This window comes from Actinokineospora inagensis DSM 44258 (assembly GCF_000482865.1).
Lineage (GTDB): Bacteria > Actinomycetota > Actinomycetes > Mycobacteriales > Pseudonocardiaceae > Actinokineospora > Actinokineospora inagensis.
The window spans coordinates 52237-76498 of the sequence record NZ_AXWW01000038.1; the positions used below are offsets into that span (position 1 = coordinate 52237).

Here is a 24262-nt window from a genome sequence, read left to right on the forward strand (position 1 = left end):
CTCGGGGCATGCGCGACCGACCGTTGTTGGCGTTGAGCCTGGGCTACTTCCTCGTCATGTTGGACGTGACCGTGGTGACGGTCGCGGTGCCGGACATCCAGCGGTCGCTCGGTGCGAGCCCGTCCGCCGTGCAGTGGGTGGTGGACGGGTACAGCACGGTGTTCGCGGCGCTGTTGCTGTTCGGCGGCGGCCTGGGCGACCGGGTCGGACACCGGCGGGTGTTCCTCGCCGGGCTCGGGGTGTTCGCGGCGGCGTCGGTGGTGTGCGCGGCGGCGGCCGGTCCCGGGATGGTCGTGCTCGGGCGGCTGCTGCAGGGGGTCGGCGCGGCGGCGATGGTGCCGACGTCGTTGGCGCTGGTGGCGGCGGCCCACCCGGACCGGGAGCGGCGGGCCCGCGCGCTGGGGGTGTGGGCCGGTGTGTCGGCGGTGGCGTTCGCGGCGGGGCCGGTGGTCGGTGGGGTGCTGGTGTCGGGGCCGGGGTGGCGCGCGGTGTTCTGGGTCAACGTGCCGGTCGCGGTGGCCGCCTGGCACCTGACCCGCCTGCACGTGCCCACCCCGGAGAACCGCGAGGTCGGCAGGATGGACGTGGTGGGCCAGGTCTTGGCGGTCAGCGGGCTCACGTGCCTGGCGGGCGCGCTCAACGAAGCGGCGTACACACCGTCCACAGTGGTCATGGCGGTGGTGGCCGTCGTCGCGCTGATCGGTTTCGTGGTGCGGGAGCGCGCGGCCGAGAACCCCCTGTTGCCACTGGGGTTGTTCCGCGAACCGGGGTTCGTCGTCGCCACAGCCGTCGGCCTGCTGCTGAACATGGGCTACTACGGGATGCTGTTCCTCTCGACGCTGTACTTCCAGCAGCAACGCGGCTACAGCGCGCTGGTGACGGGATTCGCGTTGCTGCCGACGGTGGGCCTGGCGTTGATCGGCGCGCCGCTGTCCGGACGGCTCACCGCCCGCCACGGGCCGTACCGGGTCATGGCGGGGCGCGCTCACCCTTGGCGCGGTTGGCTTCCTCGGTTGGCTGGTCGCGGGCCCCACCACGCCGTACGTCCTGCTGGTCCCGGCGCTGGTCGCGACCGGCATCGCCACGCAGATGACGGTCCCCGCGGCGACGGCGGCGATCATCGAGTCGGCGCCGCCGGGTAACGCCGGGGTCGCGTCCGCGACGTTCCACGTCGCGCGGCAACTGGGCAACGCGGTGGGGGTGGCGTTGTTCGGCTCCCTCACCGCGGCCACCGATCTGACCACGGGGGTGCGCTGGTCGGCCGCGATCGCGGCGGTCGCGATGTCCGCCGCCGCGATCGCGGCCAGGCGATGGCGGCCTACGCCCGTGCCCGCGTGAGGTCGCCGTGTCGCCTTTTCCAGTCGCTGTTGTGTGCACGTGCCGACGCCGAATGCAATTGGCGAGGTCAAGCGTGTTTCGATTCCCGACCGACCGATTTGGTCATCTTGTCCCTACTCCGCCTGCGAATGGCGCGGACTGTTCGGTCTACGTCGTTCAGCGACCGTTCAGCCAAGTGTGCGACCTCTTTCTTCTGGTAGCCACGGCTGATCATGTCGATCATCCAGATATCCGGCTCGCCCAGTGCACCGCAATCACGCAATACACTCGCGGCACTCACCTGGTCGAGCACGGAGTCGGCCGGATCACCCGGGTGTTCCGGCTGGAGAGTCGCCACGCGGCCGAGCCGTTGTTGTCCGGCCTCGATTATCGCCACCGCCTGACATCGTCGCCACACCGCCATGTCCAATAGCGAGTCGAATCCCCGGGGATAGAGGCGCGGCATCGTCATGACTGCTATGAAAACGTCGTGCACGATGTCGTCGGCGTGGTCCGGTAAACCGAAACGCGCGACCGACCCGCACAGCCGGGAACGTCTGCGCAGGCAGCGCCGCCAGGCCTGATCGGTGGTCATCAGCTCCTCGACCGCCCGTCTGCGTGCCTTTCCCGACGGGGAACCCGGTGGCGCGAGGGCGTTGGGGGCGGTGTAAACTGTCGATTCACCCATCGCCTCAGCCAACGCCCTCGCACCGGATTGGGCGTTCCCTGCAAACGCCCGAGACACGGACTCCCGGTCGGCCCAACGCCATTCTGCCGACTCCGTGTCGATGACAATGCTGCTTGACGAGATCGAGCACCGCAATGGTTGCAATGGGAGCGGTGCCACGGACTGCTCTTTTTGGCTGAACCTGCCGCACCGCGAAATGGGACTGCCGCAATACCTGCAAGATGCACCGCGCGGTATCGACGGGTGTTGCACTCCGCACAGGAGCGGGGGTGAAATCCGCGGACACCGCATGCCGCTGTGGGCGCGAATCACCCCGGATCGTTGTCGTGGGCCCGGAAATGACCGAATAAGATGTGATGTGTGACACTTTTCACCCTTGTCACCATCTCGTTGGGCGCCGGGGACCGGGGCGTTTGTGGTCCTATGGTCGCAAGGCGCGAGCAGATCCTCCAGCGCGATCACTCGATCGGCCGGGTGCCGCGGTGGATGACCGAGTACGCTTCGCCCCTTCGACGCCTGGAGTTCTCTCGGTCGTGACTACGACGCCAGGTCCGCGTTAACCGAGGGAAAGCGCAGCGTGTGGACTTCGACCACGACCGGGGCGGGCGGCACACCGACCTCATGGCTTGGCTCTCGACCGTGGTCGCGCGATCCGGGCGCGAACTGTCCCCGGATCTGCTGTGCGCCCTCGCCAGGGACCGGCTGGCGGTCGACGGAACGCTCGTCGTGATCAGTGTCGACCGGGCCGCGCCGTTCACCCACGCCACCGACGACGACGGCCGCCGCTTGGCCGAGCTGGAGCTGATCGCCGGTGAGGGACCCATGACGTCGGCGACGGAGACCGAGTCGCCGGTGCTGGTGCCGGACCTGTCGGCGCCCGCCGCGCGGAGCCGATGGCCGCTGTTCGGCCAACTCAACGAGGGGCTGGCCATCTCGGCCGTCTGCGCGTTCCCGATGGCCATCGGCATGGTCAAATTGGGGGCGTTCGGCATCCACCGCACCGCGGCGGGGCTACCGCCGGACCCGGTGCTGCGCGAGGCCCGGCGGTTCGCCAGGATCGCGATGGACCTGGTTGTCGCCGGGACCGCCCCGTTGACCACCCCGCAGATCCACCAGGCGACCGGCATGGTGGCCGTGCAGTTGGGCGTCGACGTGTCCACCGCGTTCGCGAGCCTGCGCGCCAGGGCGTTCACCGACGGGCGCGCGGTGGCCGACCTGGCGGACGACGTCGTCGCCCGGCGGGTGCGGTTCGAGAACGACGAGCACCACCCGAGATCCGAACCACCACAACGAGGAGATGAGTTGCCGTGAGACAGCAGCGTCTCGTGGAGACCTTCGTCGAGTTGGCGGACACGCTCGTCGCGGAGTTCGACGTCGTCGAGTTCCTGCACATGCTGGTCGAGCGCAGCATCGAGTTGCTGAGCGTGGACGCCGCGTCCATCCTGCTGGCCACCGCCGACGGCGACCTGCACATGATCGCCAGCTCGAACGACGACGTCGGCAGGCTGGAGCGGTTCCAGGCGACCAGCGGCGAGGGCCCGTGCGTCACCGCCTACCGCACCGGCGAGCCCGTCGCCCGCCCCGATCTCACCTTGGCGGACTCCGCCGAGGCGCGGTTCGCCGCGGCGGCGCTCAACTCCGGGTACCGCGCGGTCTTCGCGTTCCCGATGCGCCTGCGCAACGAGACCATCGGTTCGCTCAACCTGTTCCGCAGCAGCGCGGGCACGCTGGACGACCTCTCGGCGAGAACGGCGAAGGCGCTGGTGAGCGTGGCCACGATCGGGTTGCTGCAGGCGCGGTCCATCCGCAACCAGGAGGTGGTCGCCGAGCAGCTCCAGTACGCGCTCACCAGCCGGATCACCATCGAGCAGGCCAAGGGCGTGCTGGCCGAACGGTACGGAGTGGACATCGCGAGCGCGTTCACCATGCTGCGCAGGCACGCCCGCGCCCGGGGCACCAGGTTGAGCGACCTCGCCCGGACCGTCGTCACCGACCCGACGTGGACCCCCGGCCCGATGGGCTGATCAGCGGGCCGGTTCGCGATCGGGGTCAGGCGATGGCGGCCAGGGCCTGGGGCAGCGTGAAGTTGCCGTTGTAGAGGGCTTTTCCGATGATCGCGCCCTCGACACCGGGCACCCCGGCCAGCGTCAGCACGTCGTCCACAGTGGACACGCCACCCGACGCGACCACCGGCGCGGACGTGCGGGCGCAGACGTCGCGCAGGAGTTGGACGTTGGGACCGGTGAGGGTGCCGTCCTTGCTGACGTCGGTGACGACGTAGCGGGCGCAGCCGTCGCGGTCGAGGCGGTCGAGCACCTCCCAGAGGTCGCCGCCGTCCTTGGTCCAGCCGCGGGTTGCGACGCGGTGGTCGCCGTCCTTGATCCGCACGTCGAGGCCGACGGCGATCCGGTCGCCGTACTCGGCGATCGCGGCGGCGCACCAGGCCGGGTTCTCCAGCGCGGCGGTGCCCAGGTTGACCCGGGCGCAGCCGGTGGCGAGCGCGGCGGCGAGGCTGTCGTCGTCGCGGATCCCGCCGGACAGCTCGACTTTGACGTCCAGCGTGCCGACGACCTCCGCGATCAGCGACCGGTTGTCACCGCGGCCGAACGCGGCGTCGAGGTCGACCAGGTGGACCCACTCGGCGCCGCCGCCCTGCCAGTCCAACGCGGCCTGCAGCGGCGAACCGTACTGGGTCTCTTGGTCCGACTCGCCCTGGGTGAGGCGGACGGCTTGGCCGTGGGCGACATCGACGGCGGGCAGCAACTGGAAGCTCACCCGGACAGCCTAACCGGTGACGTGCTTGAGCCAGTTCTGCAGCAGTTGCGCGCCCGCGTCGCCGGACTTCTCGGGGTGGAACTGGGTGGCCGACAGCGGACCGTTCTCGGCGGCGGCCACGAAGTCGTCGCCGTGGGTGGCCCAGGTGACCACCGGCGGGATCATCGGCGCCTCGGGGTGCAGCTCCCACTTGCGGGCGGCGTAGGAGTGCACGAAGTAGAAGCGGGTGTCCGGGGCCATGCCCGCGAACAGCACGGAGTTCTCCGGCGCGCGCACGGTGTTCCAGCCCATGTGCGGGACGACGTCGGCTTCCAGCCGGTCGACCACGCCCGGCCACTCCGCGCACCCGGCAGTCTCGACGCCGTGCTCGATGCCCCGGTCGAACAGGATCTGCATGCCGACGCAGATGCCGAGCACCGGTCGGCCACCGGCGAGCCTGCGCCCGATGATCCGCTCGCCGCGCACCCCGAGCAGTCCCGCCATGCACGCCGCGTACGCGCCGACCCCGGGGACGACCAGCGCGTCGCAGTCGAGGGCGGTGTGGAAGTCGCCGGTCACCTCGACGTCCGCCCCCACCCGCCGCAGCGCGCGCTCCGCCGAGCGGAGGTTCCCCGACCCGTAATCCAAGACGACGACTGAAGCCACGCAGGTCAGCGTAGACGGCGGCCCTCCGTAACCGAACCGTGACCTCCGGCGACGGTTGAGCCCGACCGACAGCGGGTATCTGTCGGGCGACTGGTGGGCACTGGGGATGGAGGCACCCATGGCGACGTTGGACAAGAGGGCCGTCCGCTGGACCTTAGCCACCATCCTGACGGCGGCCGCCGCGATCGACGCATATCTGGCCCTGTCGGCAAAGGTGTGGTGGCCGATTCCGCTGGCCCTCGTGTGGATCGGATTCGCTGCCGCTCTGCTGGTCCCGCCGCTCGACGTGGTGGAAGTGCGCGAAGAAAAACTCCCCCGCACCGCTCGCGAGGCCTTGGCCCTGGCGGACCTGGCCGCACACCGCCCCGCCCACGTCTGACCCTGTGGGATGAAGAAGCCCCGCCTGGTTCGGCGGGGCTTCTCGCGTCACTCGTCGATCACCCACACCACCTTGGCCGTCACGTCCTCCTGACGCCCGAACGCCGCCACCGCCGACTCCGCGGAGTTCAACGACAGCCGAGTCCCGCCGTCCTCGCTGACCACGGCGGCGTGGTCCTCGAACTCCATGCCCCACGCCGCGATCCGCAGGTCAGCCCGCTCCCCCAACTCTTGGACGACCGCGAACAACCTGGGCGCCTGATCACGCACGATCTGCCGGGTGATCTCCGCGAACTCAACCTCGTCCGCCAACGGCACACGACCCCGCACCTCACCTGACGTGCCGGAACCTGCCACGACTAGCATCTGGACCCTCCTCACCGAACGGATTCACTTGGGTGCCGTTCGTTAAGATCCAGGGTGAACCTGGACGTCCAGTTTTGGAAGTGGACGTCCAGTTGTTCACTCGATCGTGCTACCCGGAGGGTGATCCATTTGAGTCAGGACAACGCCACGGTCCGCCGCTGGCACCTGTCGAACCGCCTGCGCGACCTGCGGATCGCCGCAGGTCTGACCGCCGAACAAGTCGCCGACCGCCTCAAGGCGACCGGCCAGGGCAAGTGGTCCCGCCCCAAGGTCTCCCGCATCGAAAACCAGGAACACAACGTCAAGACCCGCGAGCTCGACCAACTCCTCGACATCTACGGCGTCACCGACCAAACCCTCCGCGCGGAGCTGACCGAACTGGCCGAGACCGCCCACCAACGCGGCTGGCTCGTTGACAAGAACACTCCCACGCACTTCCGTACTTTTCTCAAGTGGGAAGCCGCGCTGGTGGCAGTGCGCCAGTTCGAGACGTTGCTGATCCCGGGCCTGCTACAAACCGCCGAATACATCCGCGCGTTGACCACCGGAATGTACCCGAACCTTTCCGAGGACGAAGTTCAGCTTCGGGTGACGACCCGCTTGGCGCGACAACAAATCCTCACCCGCGACTCGCCTCTGCACCTCCACGCCATCCTCGACGAAGGTTTGCTCGAACGCCCCGCCGGGACCGGTCGCGTGATGCGCAACCAGCTCCACCGCGTGCTGGAGGCCATGGAGCTTCCCAACGTCACCGTGCAAGTCGTCCCCAAGGCGCTGGGAGTAAGCCTGGCCCTTGAAGGGCCGTTTTCAATCCTCACGATGCCCGAACCCATGCCAGACGTCGTCTATGCCGACTTCCCCGCCGTGTATATTGAGGAACGAGAAGACGTCCGCGACTGCACCCTCCGATTCGGCGTTCTCACTCAGTTGGCCTTGTCACAGGCCGACTCCGCAGCGATGATCGCCGCAGCAGCAGAACGTTTCGACAAGTCATGAAGGAGAACAGCATGGAAATCCGTTGGCGCAAGAGCAGCTTCTCCGGAGGCGGCGGCAGCGTGGGTGGTGGCAACTGCGTCGAACTCGCCCACCTCTCCCCCACCACCATCGCCGTGCGAGACAGCAAGGCCCCTCAACGCGGCACAATCCGCTTCAACACCACCGAAATGGCCGCTTGGATCTCCACCATCCAGGCGGACAATTTTCACCGTGACTGACACCAACTGGCGTAGGAGCAGCTTCTCCGGCGGCGGTGGCCAGGGTGGCGGCAACTGCGTCGAACTCGCCCACCTGTCCCCCACCACAGCCGCCGTGCGGGACAGCAAGGCACCACACCGGCCCGCCCTGCTCCTCCCCACCACAGCACTCACCACCTGGCTCACCACCGTCAGGTAGCGCGGGAAGGGGATGCCTCACCCGAGGCATCCCCTCACAACACCACCCGATAAGTCGCCGCAGGCTCCGTCAGCCAGGCACGATCGAACCCAACCCCACTCCGCTGCTCCAGCCAAGCCAACATCTCCGCATTCAGCGCGTCCTGGCCAAACACCTCACCCACCCCCGGCGGCGCTTCTTCGATCAGCGGCTCGAACGTCGCTACCACCTGACCATCAACCGCCTCGACGATCCGACTGTGCGCGTTCAGGTCCCAGTGGACGCACACGAACTCACCCCCCATCGAAGCCCGCGTCGCTACCTCGCCGGTCGTCCCGAGCCACCCGATGTTCTCGATGACAACAACGCGCCCCTCGACCTCGCGCACCTGTGGAAGGAACACAGACCCAACCTCGTCCTCCTCCATCACGGCCGCCGGAAACGGCAGCACGTCCGGTGTCCGAGCAGGGTCGCCGCCGTACGCCCGCACAACCTCAGCAACCGACTGCCCTGTCACCACCGCCACCGTCAAACAGAGGTCGTAGTCCTCGTCAGCCCACGCGTAGTGCTGCACTCGCGCTAGGTCAAGCATGTCTCCGCCACCACGGCACGTCGGAAACCTCGTCCCGGACTCGAGATCGTGGCCGCCTCGACCACGATGACCTCCAGGTCACCACACCTCCGACTGTCGAGCCGCGCACCGCCGCGCCTTGCTCGCCCCGCCTCCGCCACCACGAGACGGCAGCCGTCTGAGCTTGAGCACGCCGTGGGTGTCGTTGTCACCCGCCTCGCTGTTGGTATCCACACCCCGCCCAGTTGTCCACAGGCCACGGCACCACCCCCCACTGATCTTGCTCCCCCGGTAGACTGGCCTCGGGGACGCCCCCCGGGAAGGGTGGGGGCTGGGCCGCGCGCGGGTGTGGTTGCCGTTGTCGATCAGGGCGGGTGTGTGGTCGGCGGTTTCGGAGTGGGGCGTGAAGCCGAAGGCGGGCACTAATGGCCCAGGACTTGGTGTGTGCCATAAATGCCCGCCAACGTCACCGAGAGTCGTATCAAGGTGCGTGGCGGCGGAGGGGCTGGGTGCGACTACCCCATCTGGTTACGCGGGGCGCAAGTCCATCCCCAGATCGAGTGCGGGTGATGAGTGGGTCAGGCCGCCGACGGACAGGTAGTCGACGCCTGTGGCGGCGTAGGTGTGGGCGACGGGGAGGGTGAGGCCGCCGGAGGCTTCGAGGCGGGTTTTGGAACCGGCGGCGCGGCGAACAGCTTCAGCGCAGGCTTCGACGGTGAAGTTGTCGAGGAGGATGAGTTCGGCGGCGGCGGCGAGGGCCTCGTCGAGTTGGGGGAGGGTGTCGACCTCGACCTCCACCGGCAGGTGGGGGGCGTGGGTGCGGGCGGCTTCCAACGCGGCGGTGACGGAACCGGCGGCGACGACGTGGTTGTCCTTGATGAGGATGGCGTCGCCGAGACCCAGTCTGTGGTTGACGCCGCCGCCGCAGCGGACGGCGTATTTTTGCAGGAGGCGGAGGCCGGGGAGGGTCTTGCGGGAGTCGCGGACGGCGGCGCCAGTGCCCGCGATGGCCGACACCCAGGCAGCGGTGGCGGTCGCGATGCCGGAGAGGTGGCAGAGGAAGTTCAACGCCGTGCGTTCGGCGGTCAGCAACGACCGGACGCTGCCGCGCACCACCAAGGCGGGGACGCCTGCGACCGCCGCCGAACCATCGTCCACAGCGGACAGTACTTCCAGATCGGGCACGACTCGCTGGAACACAGCCAAAGCAACCGGGACGCCCGCGAGCACACCTGGCCGACGCGGGGTCAACTCGGCGACGGCGACGGCCGACGCGGGAACAGTGGCCTCCGTGGTCGCGTCGGGGCCGTAGCGGAGATCTTCGTCCAGCGCGGTACCAACCGCGCGGTCAAGGTCGTCTTTGTCGATCATGCGGCACCTCTCGGGACGGTGAGAACAAGGGGGCCGCAGCCGAGACCGCCGCCCAGCGCCACACCGACAACGCGGTCAAGGTCAGCCTTGTCGATCATGCGGCACCTCGCAGGGCGGTGACGTTGCCCAGGACGGGCTGGCCGGTCGGGGTCAGCCGGACCAGTTGACTACGGGCCCACCCGGCGTCCCGCTCGGGGAAGTCGGTGCGGACATGGCAGCCCCGCGACTCGCGGCGGGCCCAGGCGGAGGCGATCAGGGCGCGGCTGACCAGGGTCAGCGCGGCGTCTTCCACGGCGATCCGCGAATCCAAGACTCTGTCCACAGCAGACACGTCGAGCACCGAACCCACCACCGCCAAGCCTTCGGCCTCACGACCGATGGCGGCGTACCGGCTCATCACCCGCTGCAGCGAGTCGCGGTCGGCCACGGGGGCGACCGGGAGGTCGGGCACCACGGCCAACCCAGGGTCGGCCAGGCGACCCGAGGCGAGATCCGCGAAGACCGCCTCAGCGGCGCGAGCCCCCACCACCAGACCTTCGAGCAAACTGTTGGACGCCAACCGGTTCGCCCCGTGCAGCCCGGTGCTGGCAACCTCGCCCGCCGCGTACAGCCCGACCAGACCGGTCCGACCGTCCACATCGGACACCACACCGCCGCAGGCGAAGTGCGCGGCCGGGGCCACCGGGATCGGCGAGACGACCGGGTCGACACCGACGGTCAGGCAGGCCGAGTACACCGTAGGGAACCGGGTGCGGAAGGTGGCGGCGTCGAGGTGGGTGGCGTCGAGGAAGACGTGGTCGTCGATTCCGCCACGTTCCAGGGCCATGTGGCGGGTGATCGCGGCGGCGACGACATCGCGGGGAGCCAGGTCGGCGAGGGGGTGCACGCCCTCCATGACCCGCGCGCCGGTGGCGTCGACCAGCACGGCGCCCTCGCCTCGAACGGCTTCGGTCACCAGCGGGCAGCGGCCGCGCGCGCCCTGGCCGGTGTACAGGACGGTTGGGTGGAACTGCACGAACTCGACGTCAGCGACCGGGGCTCCGGCGCGCAACGCGAGCGCGAGACCGTCGCCCGTCGCGACCTCGGGGTTCGACGTGGCCTGGTAGAGCTGGCCGAGTCCACCGGTCGCCAACAACACCGCCGACGCCGTCAACACGCCAGGCACGCCGGACGGGTCCAGCACGTGCAGACCGGCGACAGCACCGGAGGGCGTCTTGAGGGCCTGCACGGCGACGTGGTTCTCCAGCACCGGGACCTGACCGTCGCGAGTGGCCGACAGCAACGCGCGCTCGACCTCCGCGCCGGTCGCGTCGCCGCCCGCGTGCACGACGCGGAACGCGCTGTGGCCGCCTTCGCGGGTCCGGGCCAGCTTCCCGTCCGGACCCGGGTCGAACACGGCACCCAGCGCGAGCAGGTGGGTCACGGCCGCCGGACCACCGTGCACGATCGCGCGGACGGCGTCCTCGTCGCACAGGCCCGCGCCCGCGACCAGCGTGTCCGCGACGTGGCGGTCGACCGTGTCACCCTCGTCGTGTTGACCGGGGAGCACGACGGCGACCCCGCCCTGCGCCCACCGGGTGTTGCCGTCCTCGGCGGCGGCCTTGGTGACGACCAGAACCCGCAGGCCGAGCGACTGGGCGCGCAGCGCGGCCGTCAGACCCGCCACGCCGGTGCCGACGACCAGCAGGTCGGCCCGAGCCTCCCAGCTCATTCGCCACCCCCGGGCTGTCCGATCTCGATCATCCGCTGGACGGCGCCGCGCGCGCGGGCCGCGATCTCCGGGTCCACGTGGACCTCGTCGCGGTTCTCCCGCAGCGACCGCAGCAGCGCGGCCGGGGTGATCATCTTCATGTAGCGGCAGGACGCCCGCTCGTTCACCGCCGAGAACTCGATGTCCGGGGCGGCCTTGCGCAACTGGTGGATCATGCCGATCTCGGTGGCGACCAGGACCGACTTCGCCTTCGTCGCGCGGGCCTGGGTCACCATGTCGCCGGTGGACAGGATCTTGACCCGCTCCGGGGCCACCGTGCCCTCACCGGCCAGGTAGAGGGCCGAGGTGGCGCAGCCGCACTCGGGGTGGATGAACAGGTCCGCGTCCGGGTTCGCGGCGGCGCGGGCGGCCAGCTCGGGGCCGTTGATGCCCGCGTGCACGTGGCACTCCCCCGCCCAGATGTGCAGGTTGTCCCGGCCGGTCTCGCGCTTGACGTGCGCGCCGAGGAACTGGTCGGGCAGGAACAGCACCTCGCGGTCGGCCGGGATCGAGGCGACCACGTCGACGGCGTTGGACGAGGTGCAGCAGATGTCGGTCTCGGCCTTCACCTCGGCGGTGGTGTTCACGTACGACACCACGACGGCCCCGGGGTGCTCGGCCTTCCAGGCGCGCAGCTGGGCGCCGGTGATCGAGTCGGCCAGCGAGCAGCCCGCGCGCGCGTCCGGGATGAGGACGGTCTTGTCCGGGCTGAGGATCTTCGCGGTCTCGGCCATGAAGTGCACGCCGCAGAAGATGATGGTGGCCGCCGAACTGGAGGCGGCGATGCGGCTGAGCGCCAGCGAGTCACCGGTGTGGTCGGCGATGTCCTGGATCTCCGGCAACTGGTAGTTGTGCGCCAGCAGCACCGCGTCGCGCTGCCGGGCGAGCTCGCGCACCTCGTCCCGCCACGCGGCGTCCGCCTCCACCCCGCCGAACGGGGTCAGGTCGATCGTGTCCGCGGTCATGGGTCCTCCTGTCGTGTCCGATTTCCGATCCCGAGGTTTTCGCCTTAGGATCGAAAACATGACCGATGCTACCACCACGCCACCACTCGTCCACGAGGTCTTGGCGGCGGTGTTGCAGGTGAGGCAGGGATCACTCCAGGTCCTGCTGTGGGAACGCGCCCTCGAACCACACGCCAACCGGTGGTCGCTGCCCGGTGGCAGGCTGCGCGCCGACGAGGACGTGGAGACCTCGATCCGCCGCCAGCTCGCCGAGAAGGTCGACGTCCGACAGGTGTCGCACGTCGAGCAACTCGCCGTGTTCAGCGCGCCCGACCGGGTCCCCGGACCGCGCGTGCTGGCCACCGCGTTCCTCTGCCTGGTGCCCTCCCACATGGATCCCGAACTGCCGGGCGACACCGCGTGGCAGCCGGTGTCGGCGCTGCCCGAGACGGCCTTCGACCACGGGGCGATCGTCTTACGCGCTCGTAATCGGCTGCGCGCGAAGCTGTCTTACACAAACATCGGGTTCGCCCTCACCCCACCGGTGTTCACCATCTCGGCGCTGCGGTCGCTCTACTCGGCGGCCCTCGGTTACAAGGTGTCCGCGACGAACCTGCAGCGCGTCCTGTCCCGACGCGGCCTGCTGGAGGCCACCGGGGACACCGCCCGACCCGGCCGGGCGGGCGGCAGGCCCGCCGCCGAGTTCCGGTTCGCGGACAGCACGATGTCGGTGACCGACCCGTTCGCGGTGCTCAAACCCCCTCCGGCGGACCGGAACGGCTAGCGGCCACCCGACCATCGCCCGGCGGGCGGTTGCGCTTCGTCGTAGCGTTGTCGCGTGGCCGATTCGCTTCCGTTGTTCCCGCTTCGGGCGGTGCTGCTTCCCGGAGCGAACCTGCCGTTGCACATCTTCGAACCCCGCTACCGCCAGTTGACCGTCGACCTCGTCACCGGGGCGCTCCCGGAGCGCGTGTTCGGCGTCGTCTCGCTGCGCCCGTCCACCGACCACGAGGTGACCGACATCTCGCAACTGCGCGTCATCGGCTGCTCCGCCGCGCTCCGCCAGGCGAAGCGGCTGCCGGACGGCCGGTTCGACATCATCACCACCGGCGACCGCCGGTTCCGGCTGCTCGACATCGACGCGACCGCCGCCCCGTACCTGATGGGCACCGTCGAGTGGATCCCGGACGCCGAGCAGCCGACGACCGCGACCGACTCGGTCTCCATGCTCGTCGAGTCCGCCCGCGCCGCCCACCGCCGCTACTGCAACGCCGCCTGGCGCAGCGACGACTGGACCGAACCGGACGCCGACACCGAGACCTGCCACCTCGCGCACGCCCTGGCCGCCGACTGCCTGCTGAGCCTGGAAGACCGGCAGAAGCTGCTGGAGGAAACCCGCCCCCTGCACCGACTGCGCATGGTCGGCCAACTCCTCAACCGCGAAGCGGGCATCCTCTCCGCCCTGCACGCCGTCCCCGCGCCCCCCTCGGAGTTCAACACGCCGTTGTGTCTGAATTGAGGCAAGAAGATCAACAGCAGTGTCGTACCCGGACCGTAGGCTTGATTCGGGGGCTGCTCGATTCGGACGGTGCGAACGGGACCGTCAGCCCAGGCGGCGGCCCAGGTCGTCCTCACCGTTCCACGCGGCCGCGATGCCGTAGGTGAGGGCGGCCCCCAGGGGCCAGGTGAGGATGCCCCAGACGGTCTCCAGGCGCGGCGACAGCGTCAGCACGTCGCCCACCTTCGGTGTCGACGGGCTCGGGAACCGACCGTGCGCCCAGGACAGACCCACCTGGTACGCCAGCCACGCGGCCAACAGGGACCCCAGCACGGCGGCGATGAAGATCACCGGGCCGCGGCGTTCCCGCATCAGCCAGGTCGCCGCGCCGGTCAGCACACCGGCGGCGAGGCCGAGGAGCATGAACAGGGCGAGGTCGTCGAACCGGTGGTAGCCGTCGTTGCGCAGGGCCGCCGGGGTGCCGTCCTCGATGATCTGCACCAGCATGCCCGGCGCGACCCGCGACCACACCCAGCCGATCGCCAGGCCGAGCAGCGAGATCGTCGACACGAGGCTCAACGCGGGCAGCAGGTCGCGTCTGAACACGACCTTGGGCCTGCGTGCCGGCGGCGTCCACGCGCCCGGGTACTCGGGGAGAGCGCCCTGCGCGTCCTGTTGCGTGCGCACCGGCTGCTCCGACACCCGTAGACCTCCACTCACCGAGACTCCCTTGTCCCCGCGAGAGTAGTCCTCCTAGACCACCGAGGTCGGCTCGGCACTGGTGATCTCGCCGTGTCGGCTGCAGCGCGCCGACCAGCCCACCGGGGTCACCTGGACCACCATCCGGCGGGCGCACTCGGCGCAGAAGCGGGGTGGTTCCAGCGCGGCGCGGACGCCCCGGCAGCCGGAGTGGTCACCCTCGGCGTCGGGACGGCCGCAGTGCACGCAGTACAACGGGTCTCCTACAGCGAGTCGGCGAGCGCCTTGATCGGCATCTTCAGGTCGGCCAGCATGTCCAGGTCGCGCTGGGCCGGGCGGCCGAGGTTGGTCAGGTAGTTGCCGACGATGATCGCGTTGATGCCACCGAGCATGCCCTGCTCCGCGCCGAGGTCACCCAGGGTCAGCTCGCGGCCGCCCGCGAACCGCAGCATGGTGCGCGGCATGGCCAGCCGGAACGCGGCGACCAGCTTCAGCGCCTCGCGGCCCTCGACCGGCTCGTAGTGCTCGTACGGGGTGCCGGGCTGCGGGATGAGGAAGTTCATCGGGACCTCGTCCGGCTCCAGCTCGGCCAACTGCGCGGCGAACTCGGCGCGCTGCTCGGTGGTCTCCCCCATGCCGAGGATGCCGCCGGAGCACACCTCCATCCCGGCCGCGCGCACCATCCGCAGGGTGTCCCAGCGCTCCTCCCAGGAGTGCGTGGTGACCACGTTCGGGAAGTGCGAGCGGGCGGTCTCCAGGTTGTGGTTGTACCGGTGCACGCCCATCGCGACCAGCTCGTCGACCTGCTCCTGGGTGAGCATGCCCAGCGAGCAGGCGATCTGGATGTCGTTGCCGGACTCGCGGATCGCCTTGACGCCGTCGCGCACCTGGGACAGCAGCCGGGCGTCCGGGCCGCGCACGGCGGCCACGATGCAGAACTCGGTGGCGCCGGTCGCCGCGGTCTGCCGGGCGGCCTCGACCAGGCCCGGGATGTCCAGCCAGGCGGAGCGCACCGGGGTGGGGAACCGGCCGGACTGGGAGCAGAAGTGGCAGTCCTCCGGGCAGCCGCCGGTCTTCAGGCTGATGATGCCCTCGACCTCGACCTCCGGGCCGCACCAGCGCATCCGGACCTCGTGCGCGAGCGCCAGCAGGTCCTCCAGCCGGTCGTCGGCGAGTTCCAGCACGGCGAGGACCTGTTCTTGGCTGAGGCCGGTGCCGCGGTCGAGCACCTGCTCGCGGGCAACGGCGAGCACGTCCTCGGTCGAGCTGTGCTGGGTGCGCTCGGCGGCGGCGGTCACGTCGGGGTCCTCCTCGTGGGCTGGCTGCGCGGGCACCCGGTGTGACCGGGGTCCGCGCCGACAGTCTGCCGCATGCGGACCGCGGGGGTCAGCGACGAACATCACCCGCGAGGTCCTTGGGGTCGAACTCGCCGCCGAGCACCGGGGCCAACGCCGCCCTGGCCACGGCCAGGAAGTCGGACCGGTCCAGGGCGCCGACCCCGGCCGGGAACGCGCCGACCAGCGGCGCCTGCGCGACGACCGGCAGGTCCTCGACATTGCACCGCGCGGCCAGGTCGGGCCCGTCCGGCCAAGCCCCGATGACCACACCCGTACAGGTGATGCCGCGTCTGCGCAGCGCCTCGGCGGTCAACGCGGTCGCGTTCAACGTGCCAAGCCCGGGTTCGGCGACGACGACCACCGGCGCGCCCATCGCCCACGCGACGTCGGCCAGCGTGCCGCCGTCCGGGTCGAACCGGACCAGCAGGCCGCCCGCGCCCTCGACCAAGACCAGGTCGTGCGTGTGGTCGAGCTCGACGGCGGCACCCGCCACCTCCGACGGTCGCACCGGCGGCATCCCGACCCGACGCGCGGCGGTCTCCGGGGCGAGCGGGTCGGGGAAGCGGCGCAGCTCGCGGGTGGTCAGGTCGCCCACCAGGGCCCGGACCTCGTCCAGGTCACCGGCCTCGGCCGCCGCGACCCCGGTCTGCGCGGGTTTGAGCACGGCCACCCGCTGCCCCCTGGCCAGGGCGAGTGCGGCGATCCCGGCGGTCACGACGGTCTTGCCCACGCCAGTGCCAGTTCCGGTGATCACAACGACGCTCACGGGAGCAGGCTAGCGGCCCGGTCGGGGCGTCGTACCCCGGAGTAGGGGTCTTCAGCCCGTTGCCGCCGCCGCGACCACACCCGCGGTGATCGTGGCGATGTCGTCGCTCGTGCAGATGTACGGCGGCATCGTGTAGACGAGGTCGCGGAACGGCCGCAGCCACACCCCGGCGTCGACCGCCGCGTCCGTCGCCTTGGCCATGTCGACGGGGTGGTCGAGCTGGACAACGCCGATCGCGCCCAGGACCCGGACGTCCTTGACGTTGGGCAGGTCCTTGGCGGGCGCGAGCCCTTGCCGGAGATCGGCCTCGACGCGGTTGACGGTGCCCCGCCAGTCACCGGCGAGCAGCAGGTCGATCGAGGCGAGCGCGACGGCGGCGGCCAGCGGGTTGCCCATGAAGGTCGGGCCGTGGGCGAGCACCGGGACCTCGCCCCGGGAGATGCCGTCGGCGACCTCGGACGTGCAGAGCGTCGCGGCCATGCTGAGGTAACCGCCGGTCAGGGCCTTGCCGACGCAGAAGATGTCCGGGCTGATGCCCGCGTGGTCCGCGGCGAACAGCTCGCCGGTGCGGCCGAAACCGGTGGCGATCTCGTCGAAGATCAGCAGGACGTTGTTGGCGAGGGTGAGTTCCCGCAGGACGTGCAGGTAGCGCGGGTCGTGGAACCGCATCCCGCCCGCGCCCTGGACCACCGGCTCGACGATGACGGCGGCCAGGTCGTCCGCGTTGTCCTCGATGAGCCGGGCGAGGTGGGCGACGTAGTCGTGCTCGAAGGTCGCGGGGGGCTCGTCGGCGAAGACCTGGACGGGGAGGACGCCGCGCCACAGGCTGTGCATGCCGCCATCGGGGTCGCACACGCTCATCGGGTTGAACGTGTCGCCGTGGTAGCCGCCGCGCCAGGTGAGGAGCCGGGTCTTGCGGGTGTCGCCGAGGGACCGCCAGTACTGCAACGCCATCTTGATCGCGACCTCGACCCCGACCGACCCGGAGTCGCAGAGGAACACGTGCCGCAGCGGTTCGGGCGTGATCTCCACGAGCTTGGTGGCCAGCTTGACCGCCGGTTCGTGGGTGAGGCCGCCGAACATCACGTGGCTCATCTTCCCGAGCTGGTCCGTGACCGCCGCGTCGAGGACTTCGTGCCGGTACCCGTGGATCGCCGCCCACCACGACGACATCCCGTCCACCAACTCACGCCCGTCGGCCAGTCGGAGCCGCACGCCCCGCGCCGACTCGACCACCAGGGGCGCCTGGGTTCCCGGCATCGGCCCGTACGGGTGCCACACGTGCGCCCGGTCCAGCTCAAGCAGAGTCACGCGCCGAGGCTAGCGTTGCGCTCCTTGCGCCTCGCCACCAACCGCGCGATCTCCCGCCCGTGGTCCGTCGGCACGATCCACTCCCCCAACGGCACCGAGATCCGCACCGCGGGCCCCGGCGTGACCGTGACCTTCAACTCCCCTACCCCCACCGTCGCCCGCTTCGCCACCATCACCTGCTCCACGGCCCCAACCCCGCTCAACGCCACCATCGCCCCCCGAAACCGCCCCACCACCCCGATCCGATCATGCGCGACGAGCAGCTCCAGGTTCCGCGCCCCCCGCGCCTGCCACGGAACCTCTACCGGGGAATCCGCCAACTCCGGCGTGTACGGCTCCAGGACGCTGTCCCGCGCCCGCTTCGCCACCGCCCACCCCGTCAGTCCGAAGAGGACAGTCGACGGGAACAACCACGGCGACAACGAAGTCACGTACGCCCCACCCAGCACCCCCAACACCGCCCCCGCCGACGGCCACCGCCTTGGCCGAAACCGACGCCCCCGGAAGTACACCGCGCCGAGCACCGCGCACAGCAGGGGAACCCCACCCCACCACCACCCCCGAAACACCGGCGTCAACGCGAGACCGACCACCGGCCCCAACCCGGCCGCCACCGCGAGACGGGGCCGCACCCGCCGCAGCCGGGCAGCCACCACCCCACCATCCATCCGCTCTCCACGCCCCCGCACCCGGCCACGGTACCCAACCGGGCACCGAAAACACGGTATTGACGAGCGATGTCAACCTCCACCCACGATCGAGCGACCGGGTGGGTTCAGCGCAGGCGGACCGGCAAGGAGGTGAGGCCGCGGATCAGGGTGCTTTCGCGCCACCGCAGGTTGTCGGTGGCGAGGGCGATGCCGGGGAAGCGGGTGAGGAGGGCGGCGAGGGCGATCTCGCCTTCGAGGCGGGCCAAGGGGGCGCCGACGCAATAGTGGATGCCGTGGCCGAAAGCGAGGTGGGAGTTGAGGTCCCGGTGGATGTCGAAGCGGTCGGGGGTGGGGAAGGCGGCGGGGTCGCGGTTGGCGCAGCCGAGGCCGACGAGAACGAACTCCTGAGCGGGGATCTCGACGGCGCCGATCTGGATGGGGACGGTGGTGTAGCGCAGGGTGCCGGTGGCGACGGGGCTTTCGTAGCGCAGGAGTTCCTCGACGGCGGCGGGGATGAGGGTCGGGTCTGCGCGGAGAGCGGCGAGTTGGTCGGGGTGGCGCAGCAGCGTCAGCACCGCGTTGCCGATCAGGTTGACGGTGGTCTCGTGGCCGGCGAGCATCAGCAGGAACACCATGGAGATCAGCTCGTGTTCGCTGAGCCGGTCGCCGTCCTCGCTCGCCTCGATCAGCGCGGTGAGCAGGTCGTTGCCGGGTTCGACGCGTTTGGCGGCGATCAGGCCGCCGACGTAGCCCGCGGCGGCGACGCCGACGGCGGTGATCTCCTCGGGTTCCGCGCCGGACGAGGTGAGGACGGTGGTCCACTCGTGGAAGGAGTCGCGGTCGTCGTTGGGGACGCCGAGGAGTTCGCAGATCACCGTCATCGGCAGCGGGAACGCGAACGACGGGACGAGGTCGGCCTCGTCCTGGCCGTCGAGGGCGTCGAGCAGGTCGGCGGTGATCTTCTCGATCCGCGGCCGCAGGTGCCCGACGCCGCGCACGGTGAACGCCTTGTTGACCAGCTTGCGCAGCCGCGAGTGGTCCGGCGGGTCCGAGTTCAGCATGTGCGCCGAGAGCTCCACACCGAACTCGGCGCGCTTGCGGCCCGGCTCCCGGTGCCGGTCCAGCAGGTGCTCGACGCCGGAGAAGTCCTTGCTCAGCCGCGGATCGGCCAGCAGCGCCTTGACGTCGGCGTAGTCGGTGACCAGCCACGCCCGCAGCCCCTGCGACAACAGCACCGGCCGCGCAGGACCGCCGCGCCGCACCTCGGCGTACAGCCGGTACGGGTCCTGGAAGAACTCCCCCTCGAGCCGGACCACCTCGTCCTCAACCGTCACGGTTCCCCCTCGGCGCGTCGGTGAACATGGTTCACCAACCACCGTACCCGTGATCGACCGACTACGGAACGTCAGGACAGGCAGCCAGGGCCCAGCAGCGCCTTCAGGTCGCCCATCAGCGACGGCGACGGGCTGACCCGCAGCGCGTCGTCCAGGCGCAGCAGGGTCTGCCGGGGGCCGTTGATCAGTTTCAAGTGGACCTCGGTCGTCCCGGGGTGCGCGCCGAGCACGTCCTTCAACTGGGCGACCAGCGGCGGGGTGCACTTGGTGGCCGCCATGCTCAGCCGGAACGGCGCGCCCGCGGCGTTGGTGAGGTCGGGCACGGCGAGGTCGTTGGCGATCAGCGAGATGCGGTCCTCGCGCTTGGCGACCCTGGCCTTGACCAGGACGATCGCGTCCTCGATGACGCCCATGCCGATGACCGCGTAGGTCTTGGGGAAGAACAGCACCTCGATGCCGCCGACCAGGTCCTCCAACTGCGCCGACGCCCACGACTCGCCGTTGCGGTTGACCCGGCGGTTGACCGCGGCGAGGATGCCGCCGAGCACCACCTGGGCGCCGTCGGCGATGGAGCCCTCCAGGATGGCCGCGATGGTCGTGTCGGACTGCGAGCTGAGGATGTGCTCGACACCGTTGAGCGGGTGGCCGGAGACGTAGAGGCCGAGCATCTCGCGTTCGAGCGCCAACTGGTGCTTGGTCTCCCACACGTCGTCGGGGACGCGGACGTCGAAGACGCTGGAGACCGACTCGTCGGCGCCACCGGCGGCGCCGAACAGGTCGAACTGGCCGATGGCCTCCGCCTTCTTCGTCTCCATGATCGCGTCGACGGCGTCGGTGTGGATGAGGAACAGGCCCTTGCGCGGGTGCTTGAGCGAGTCGAACGCGCCCGCCTTGATCAGGGATTCCACGACCTTCTTGTTGCACGCCGACGCGTCGACCTTGCGCAGGAAGTCGGAGAAGTCGGCGAAGTCGCCCTTCTCGATCCGGGCCTTGGTGATCGAGTCGACCACGTTCGCGCCGACGTTGCGGATCGCGCCGAGGCCGAACCGGATGTCGGTGCCGACCGGGGCGAAGTCCCGCTCCGACTCGTTGACGTCCGGCGGCAGCACCGTGATGCCCATCTTGCGGCACTCGGCGAGGTAGACCGCGGCCTTGTCCTTGTCGTCGCGGACACTGGTGAGCAGCGCCGCCATGTACTCGGCCTCGTAGTTCGCCTTCAGGTACGCCGTCCAGTACGACACGAGGCCGTACGCGGCGGAGTGCGCCTTGTTGAACGCGTAGTCGGCGAACGGGACCAGGATGTCCCACAGCGTCTTGACGGCGTCCTTCGGGTAGCCGTTGCGCTCCATGCCCGCCGCGAAGTTGACGTACTCCGCGTCCAGCACTTCCTTCTTCTTCTTGCCCATCGCCCGGCGCAGCAGGTCCGCCTGGCCGAGCGTGTAGCCCGCCAGCTTCTGCGCGATCGCCATGACCTGCTCCTGGTAGACGATCAGGCCGTAGGTCGTGCCGAGGATGTCCTCCAACGCCTCGGCGAGCGCCGGGTGGATGGGGGTGATGTCCTGCTGCTTGTTCTTGCGCAGCGCGTAGTTCGTGTGCGACTTGGCGCCCATCGGACCCGGCCGGTACAGCGCGCCGACCGCCGAGATGTCCTCGAAGTTGTCGGGGCGCATGAGGCGCAGCAGGTCGCGCATGGGGCCACCGTCGAGCTGGAACACACCGAGCGTGTCACCGCGGGAGAGCAGCTCGTAGGTGTTCTTGTCGTCGAGCCCCAGCGTCTCCAGGTCGGGCACCGGTTTGCCGTTGCGCTCGATGTTGCGCAGCGCGTCGTCGATGACCGTCAGGTTGCGCAGCCCCAGGAAGTCCATCTTCAACAGACCCAGCGACTCGCACGTCGGGTAGTCGAACTGGGTGATGATCGAGCCGTCCTGCGGGCGCTTCCACAGCGGGATCGTGTCCATCAGCGGCTCGGCCGAGAGGATCACCGCGCAGGCGTGCACCCCGGCGTTGCGGATCAGCCCCTCCAGGCCGCGGCCGGTGTCGATGATCTCCTTGACCTGCGGATCGCTGTTGTACAGGTCGCGGATCTCGGTGGCCTCGGCGTAGCGCTTGTGGCTCGGGTCGAACAGGCCGTTGAGCGGGATGTCCTTGGCCATCACCGCGGGCGGGTACGCCTTGGAGATCTTGTCCGCGATCGCGTAGCCGGGCTGGCCGTAGAGCACGCGGGCCGAGTCCTTGATCGCCGCCTTGGCCTTGATGGTGCCGAACGTGATCACCTGGGCGACCTTGTCCGCGCCCCACTTCTCCGTGGTGTACCGGATGACGTCGCCGCGGCGGCGCTCGTCGAAGTCGATGTCGATGTCCGGCGGGCTCACCCGGTCCGGGTTGAGGAACCGCTCGAAGATCAGCCCGTGCGCCAGCGGGTCCAGGTCGGTGATGCCCATCGCGTACGCGATCAGCGCGCCCGCCGCCGAGCCGCGGCCGGGGCCGACCCGGATGCCGTTGCTCTTGGCCCAGCCGATCAGGTCGGCCACCACCAGGAAGTACGCCGGGAAACCCATCTGCAGGATGACGCCGATCTCGAACTCGACCTGCTTCGTGTGCACCTCGTCGATGCCGTCCGGGAACCGGCGGCGCATGCCCGCCCACACCTGCTCGCGGAAGTACTCGTCCTCGGACTTGCCCTCCGGGATCGGGAACCGCGGCATCAGGTTGCGGAACTCGAACATCCCGGCGATGTCGACCTTCTCCGCGACCACCAGCGTGTTGCGGCAGCCCTCCTGCCACGGGTCGGACGAGTCGACCGCGCGCATCTCGTCCGGCGACTTCAGGTAGTAGCCGTCGCCGTCGAACTTGAACCGGGTCGGGTCCTGCAGGGTCTTACCGGTCTGCACGCACAGCAGCGCGTCGTGCGAGTCGCTGTCCGACTTGTACGTGTAGTGCGAGTCGTTGGTGACCACGAACGGGATGTCCAGCCTGCGGGCGATGTCGACCAGCCCGCCGCGCACCCGGTTCTCGATCTCCAGGCCGTGGTCCATCAGCTCGACGTGGAAGTAGTCCTTGCCGTAGATCTCCTGCCAGGTGGCGGCCGCCTCCAGCGCCTCCCGCTCCTGGCCGAGCCGCAGCCGGGTCTGCACGTCGCCGGACGGGCAGCCGGTGGTGGCCATCAGGCCCTCGGCGTGCTCGGCGATCAGCTCCTGGTCCATCCGCGGCCACTTGCCGAGCTGGCCCTCCATCGACGCCAGGCTGGAGAGCTTCATCAGGTTGCGCAGCCCGGTGTCGTTGCGCGCCCAAATGGTCTGGTGCAGGTAGGCGCCGGACGCGGACACGTCGTCGCCCTTCTGGCCCGGGTCGCCCCAGCGGACCCGGTCCTTGCTGAACCGCGACGCGGGCGCGATGTAGGCCTCGATGCCCAGGATGGGCTTGATGCCCGCGCCCTTCGCCTGCCGGAAGAAGTCGTAGATGCCGTTGGTGTGGCCGTGGTCGGTGATCGCGACCGACGTCATCCCCAACCGCTCGCACTCGGCGAACATGTCCTTGAGCTTGGCCGCTCCGTCGAGCATCGAGTACTCGGTGTGCACGTGAAGATGAGCGAAGGAGTCAGCCACTCCGCCACCCTAGCGACCCGCCCGGCGGAACCGGCGCGTTGGGTGCGCGACGCGCCGGACTTCTTGGTACGACTGGGAAATCGGTAGAGTTCGGCATTGTAACCGCGAGGACCGACAGACTGGGGACCATGCACCTGCGCCCGGTGTCACCCGACGTGGTGGCCGATGAGCTGACCGCGATCGTCGAGCGCCGCGCCGCCACCCGAACCCGCGTGATCATCGACGGCGCCCCGCCCACCGCCCCGGCCGAACTGGCCGACGCGGTCGCCACCCGCCTGCGGGTCCTGGGCCGCCCGGTGCTCCGGGTCTCCGCGGGCGACTTCCTCCGCCCCGCCTCGTTGCGGTTTGAACGCGGCAAACAAGACCCCGACGCCCGCTACGACCTCTGGCTCGACGAGGGTGCCCTGCGGCGGGAAGTGCTCGTCCCGCTCGGTGCGGACGGAGCAGGTCGAGCCCTACCCGCCCTGTGGGACGCCGAGGTGGACCGGGCCACCCGCGCCGCCTACGTGGACCTCCCCGTTGGTGGCGTGTTGCTGCTGGACGGGGAGCTGCTACTGGGACGCGGACTACCGCACGAGGTATCAGCACACCTCTGGCTCTCCCCCGCCGCCCTGACCCGACGGCTGCCGGCCGAGGAACACTGGGCCCTCCCCGCCTTCACCCGCTACGACACCGAGGTCCGCCCCCTGCACACCGCCGACCTGGCCATCCGCGTCGACGACCCCCGCCACCCAGCCATGCGCGCCGAACCACCGAGTTGACACCCGGCAAGATCAAACCAGCCTGAGCAGCCCCCGATTCCAGCCTGCCTGTCGGAACCGACAGAACCGACAACTCACCGACAGGGGCTGTGGACAACCGAGTTGTGCACAGGCTTGCACTCGTG

At 69.9% G+C, this 24262-nt stretch carries 27 protein-coding genes; 11 read left to right on the top strand and 16 right to left on the bottom strand.

The window, feature by feature from the left end; translation table 11 throughout:
* Nucleotides 1-8: 8 nt before the first annotated feature.
* Together H504_RS35485 and H504_RS42565 are read left to right on the top strand one after the other, a co-directional pair.
* Nucleotides 9-1142 carry an MFS transporter gene (locus tag H504_RS35485; RefSeq protein WP_211239341.1) on the top strand — a complete coding sequence of 378 codons (1134 nt, stop codon included), beginning with the start codon at nucleotides 9-11 and terminating at the stop codon, nucleotides 1140-1142.
* On the top strand, nucleotides 1090-1338 hold the full coding sequence (locus H504_RS42565) for a hypothetical protein (protein ID WP_211239342.1): 249 nt from the start codon (nucleotides 1090-1092) through the stop codon (nucleotides 1336-1338). Before H504_RS35485 ends, H504_RS42565 begins: the two co-directional genes overlap by 53 nt.
* Before the next feature lie 67 nt (nucleotides 1339-1405).
* Here H504_RS42565 and H504_RS0116485 read toward each other — a convergent pair whose 3' ends face one another.
* Complete coding sequence (locus H504_RS0116485; RefSeq protein WP_026423660.1) at nucleotides 1406-1912, bottom strand: hypothetical protein; 507 nt, start codon at nucleotides 1910-1912, stop codon at nucleotides 1406-1408.
* Nucleotides 1913-2584: 672 nt separating this feature from the next.
* Here H504_RS0116485 and H504_RS0116490 point away from each other — a divergent pair.
* Complete coding sequence (locus H504_RS0116490; protein WP_026423661.1) at nucleotides 2585-3316, top strand: ANTAR domain-containing protein; 732 nt, start codon at nucleotides 2585-2587, stop codon at nucleotides 3314-3316.
* Nucleotides 3313-4029 (top strand): GAF and ANTAR domain-containing protein, encoded by a 717-nt coding sequence (locus H504_RS0116495; protein ID WP_026423662.1) that lies wholly within the window; start codon nucleotides 3313-3315, stop codon nucleotides 4027-4029. Before H504_RS0116490 ends, H504_RS0116495 begins: the two co-directional genes overlap by 4 nt.
* Before the next feature lie 25 nt (nucleotides 4030-4054).
* Here the strand turns inward: H504_RS0116495 and priA are convergent, their stop codons facing one another.
* The gene (priA, locus tag H504_RS0116500) at nucleotides 4055-4780 is read right to left on the bottom strand and encodes a bifunctional 1-(5-phosphoribosyl)-5-((5-phosphoribosylamino)methylideneamino)imidazole-4-carboxamide isomerase/phosphoribosylanthranilate isomerase PriA (RefSeq protein WP_026423663.1); all 726 of its coding nucleotides are present in this window, start codon (nucleotides 4778-4780) and stop codon (nucleotides 4055-4057) included.
* Nucleotides 4781-4789: 9 nt separating this feature from the next.
* Nucleotides 4790-5425 (bottom strand): imidazole glycerol phosphate synthase subunit HisH, encoded by a 636-nt coding sequence (gene hisH / locus H504_RS0116505; protein WP_026423664.1) that lies wholly within the window; start codon nucleotides 5423-5425, stop codon nucleotides 4790-4792.
* 118 nt (nucleotides 5426-5543) lie between these two features.
* On the opposite strand from hisH, the gene H504_RS0116510 reads away from it, so the two are divergent.
* Entirely contained in the window at nucleotides 5544-5804 is a 261-nt protein-coding gene (locus H504_RS0116510) for a hypothetical protein (RefSeq protein ID WP_084467798.1), read from the top strand.
* Nucleotides 5805-5851: 47 nt separating this feature from the next.
* On the opposite strand, the gene H504_RS0116515 is transcribed toward H504_RS0116510, so the two are convergent.
* Complete coding sequence (locus tag H504_RS0116515) at nucleotides 5852-6169, bottom strand: hypothetical protein (protein ID WP_051385947.1); 318 nt, start codon at nucleotides 6167-6169, stop codon at nucleotides 5852-5854.
* A gap of 129 nt (nucleotides 6170-6298) precedes the next feature.
* On the opposite strand from H504_RS0116515, the gene H504_RS0116520 reads away from it, so the two are divergent.
* The 3 genes from H504_RS0116520 to H504_RS0116530 are packed head-to-tail and all read left to right on the top strand — an operon-like array spanning nucleotide 6299 to nucleotide 7561.
* Entirely contained in the window at nucleotides 6299-7165 is an 867-nt protein-coding gene (locus H504_RS0116520; RefSeq protein ID WP_026423667.1) for a helix-turn-helix domain-containing protein, read from the top strand.
* Entirely contained in the window at nucleotides 7162-7383 is a 222-nt protein-coding gene (locus tag H504_RS0116525) for a DUF397 domain-containing protein (protein ID WP_026423668.1), read from the top strand. The genes H504_RS0116520 and H504_RS0116525 overlap by 4 nt, the downstream gene beginning before the upstream one ends.
* Entirely contained in the window at nucleotides 7376-7561 is a 186-nt protein-coding gene (locus H504_RS0116530; RefSeq protein ID WP_026423669.1) for a DUF397 domain-containing protein, read from the top strand. The genes H504_RS0116525 and H504_RS0116530 overlap by 8 nt, the downstream gene beginning before the upstream one ends.
* 34 nt (nucleotides 7562-7595) lie before the next feature.
* On the opposite strand, the gene H504_RS0116535 is transcribed toward H504_RS0116530, so the two are convergent.
* The 4 genes from H504_RS0116535 to nadA all read right to left on the bottom strand — a co-directional run bounded on the left by H504_RS0116535 (nucleotide 7596) and on the right by nadA (nucleotide 12197).
* Nucleotides 7596-8114, bottom strand: coding sequence for a DUF6461 domain-containing protein (locus H504_RS0116535; RefSeq protein ID WP_157440462.1), 519 nt, complete (start codon nucleotides 8112-8114; stop codon nucleotides 7596-7598).
* 525 nt (nucleotides 8115-8639) lie between these two features.
* Nucleotides 8640-9482 (bottom strand): carboxylating nicotinate-nucleotide diphosphorylase, encoded by an 843-nt coding sequence (gene nadC / locus H504_RS0116540; protein ID WP_026423671.1) that lies wholly within the window; start codon nucleotides 9480-9482, stop codon nucleotides 8640-8642.
* A 94-nt stretch (nucleotides 9483-9576) separates the two neighbouring features.
* Nucleotides 9577-11193 carry an L-aspartate oxidase gene (locus tag H504_RS0116545; RefSeq protein ID WP_026423672.1) on the bottom strand — a complete coding sequence of 539 codons (1617 nt, stop codon included), beginning with the start codon at nucleotides 11191-11193 and terminating at the stop codon, nucleotides 9577-9579.
* Nucleotides 11190-12197, bottom strand: a complete 1008-nt coding sequence (nadA, locus tag H504_RS0116550; protein WP_026423673.1) for a quinolinate synthase NadA — start codon at nucleotides 12195-12197, stop codon at nucleotides 11190-11192. Before nadA ends, H504_RS0116545 begins: the two co-directional genes overlap by 4 nt.
* Before the next feature lie 58 nt (nucleotides 12198-12255).
* Here nadA and H504_RS0116555 point away from each other — a divergent pair, with 58 nt between their 5' ends.
* Together H504_RS0116555 and H504_RS0116560 are read left to right on the top strand one after the other, a co-directional pair.
* Entirely contained in the window at nucleotides 12256-12960 is a 705-nt protein-coding gene (locus tag H504_RS0116555; RefSeq protein ID WP_245614299.1) for an NUDIX hydrolase, read from the top strand.
* Between the two features lie 54 nt (nucleotides 12961-13014).
* Nucleotides 13015-13695 (top strand): LON peptidase substrate-binding domain-containing protein, encoded by a 681-nt coding sequence (locus H504_RS0116560; protein WP_026423675.1) that lies wholly within the window; start codon nucleotides 13015-13017, stop codon nucleotides 13693-13695.
* Nucleotides 13696-13779: 84 nt separating this feature from the next.
* On the opposite strand, the gene H504_RS0116565 is transcribed toward H504_RS0116560, so the two are convergent.
* The 8 genes from H504_RS0116565 to dnaE all read right to left on the bottom strand — a co-directional run bounded on the left by H504_RS0116565 (nucleotide 13780) and on the right by dnaE (nucleotide 23376).
* On the bottom strand, nucleotides 13780-14376 hold the full coding sequence (locus tag H504_RS0116565; RefSeq protein ID WP_026423676.1) for a DUF2567 domain-containing protein: 597 nt from the start codon (nucleotides 14374-14376) through the stop codon (nucleotides 13780-13782).
* Nucleotides 14377-14427: 51 nt separating this feature from the next.
* Nucleotides 14428-14628 carry a biotin synthase auxiliary protein BsaP gene (bsaP, locus tag H504_RS0116570; RefSeq protein WP_026423677.1) on the bottom strand — a complete coding sequence of 67 codons (201 nt, stop codon included), beginning with the start codon at nucleotides 14626-14628 and terminating at the stop codon, nucleotides 14428-14430.
* A gap of 8 nt (nucleotides 14629-14636) precedes the next feature.
* Entirely contained in the window at nucleotides 14637-15671 is a 1035-nt protein-coding gene (gene bioB, locus H504_RS0116575) for a biotin synthase BioB (protein WP_026423678.1), read from the bottom strand.
* A gap of 88 nt (nucleotides 15672-15759) precedes the next feature.
* The gene (gene bioD, locus H504_RS0116580) at nucleotides 15760-16476 is read right to left on the bottom strand and encodes a dethiobiotin synthase (protein WP_026423679.1); all 717 of its coding nucleotides are present in this window, start codon (nucleotides 16474-16476) and stop codon (nucleotides 15760-15762) included.
* 51 nt (nucleotides 16477-16527) lie between these two features.
* Nucleotides 16528-17787, bottom strand: a complete 1260-nt coding sequence (locus tag H504_RS0116585) for an adenosylmethionine--8-amino-7-oxononanoate transaminase (RefSeq protein WP_026423680.1) — start codon at nucleotides 17785-17787, stop codon at nucleotides 16528-16530.
* On the bottom strand, nucleotides 17784-18476 hold the full coding sequence (locus H504_RS0116590) for a hypothetical protein (RefSeq protein WP_157440463.1): 693 nt from the start codon (nucleotides 18474-18476) through the stop codon (nucleotides 17784-17786). The genes H504_RS0116585 and H504_RS0116590 overlap by 4 nt, the downstream gene beginning before the upstream one ends.
* A gap of 86 nt (nucleotides 18477-18562) precedes the next feature.
* Nucleotides 18563-19771 carry a cytochrome P450 family protein gene (locus tag H504_RS0116595; RefSeq protein ID WP_026423682.1) on the bottom strand — a complete coding sequence of 403 codons (1209 nt, stop codon included), beginning with the start codon at nucleotides 19769-19771 and terminating at the stop codon, nucleotides 18563-18565.
* Nucleotides 19772-19842: 71 nt separating this feature from the next.
* A complete protein-coding gene (gene dnaE, locus H504_RS0116600) occupies nucleotides 19843-23376 on the bottom strand; it encodes a DNA polymerase III subunit alpha (RefSeq protein WP_026423683.1) in 3534 nt (1177 codons plus the stop codon).
* Nucleotides 23377-23504: 128 nt separating this feature from the next.
* Here dnaE and H504_RS0116605 point away from each other — a divergent pair, with 128 nt between their 5' ends.
* Nucleotides 23505-24137, top strand: a complete 633-nt coding sequence (locus tag H504_RS0116605; protein WP_026423684.1) for a nucleoside/nucleotide kinase family protein — start codon at nucleotides 23505-23507, stop codon at nucleotides 24135-24137.
* Nucleotides 24138-24262 lie beyond the last annotated feature (125 nt).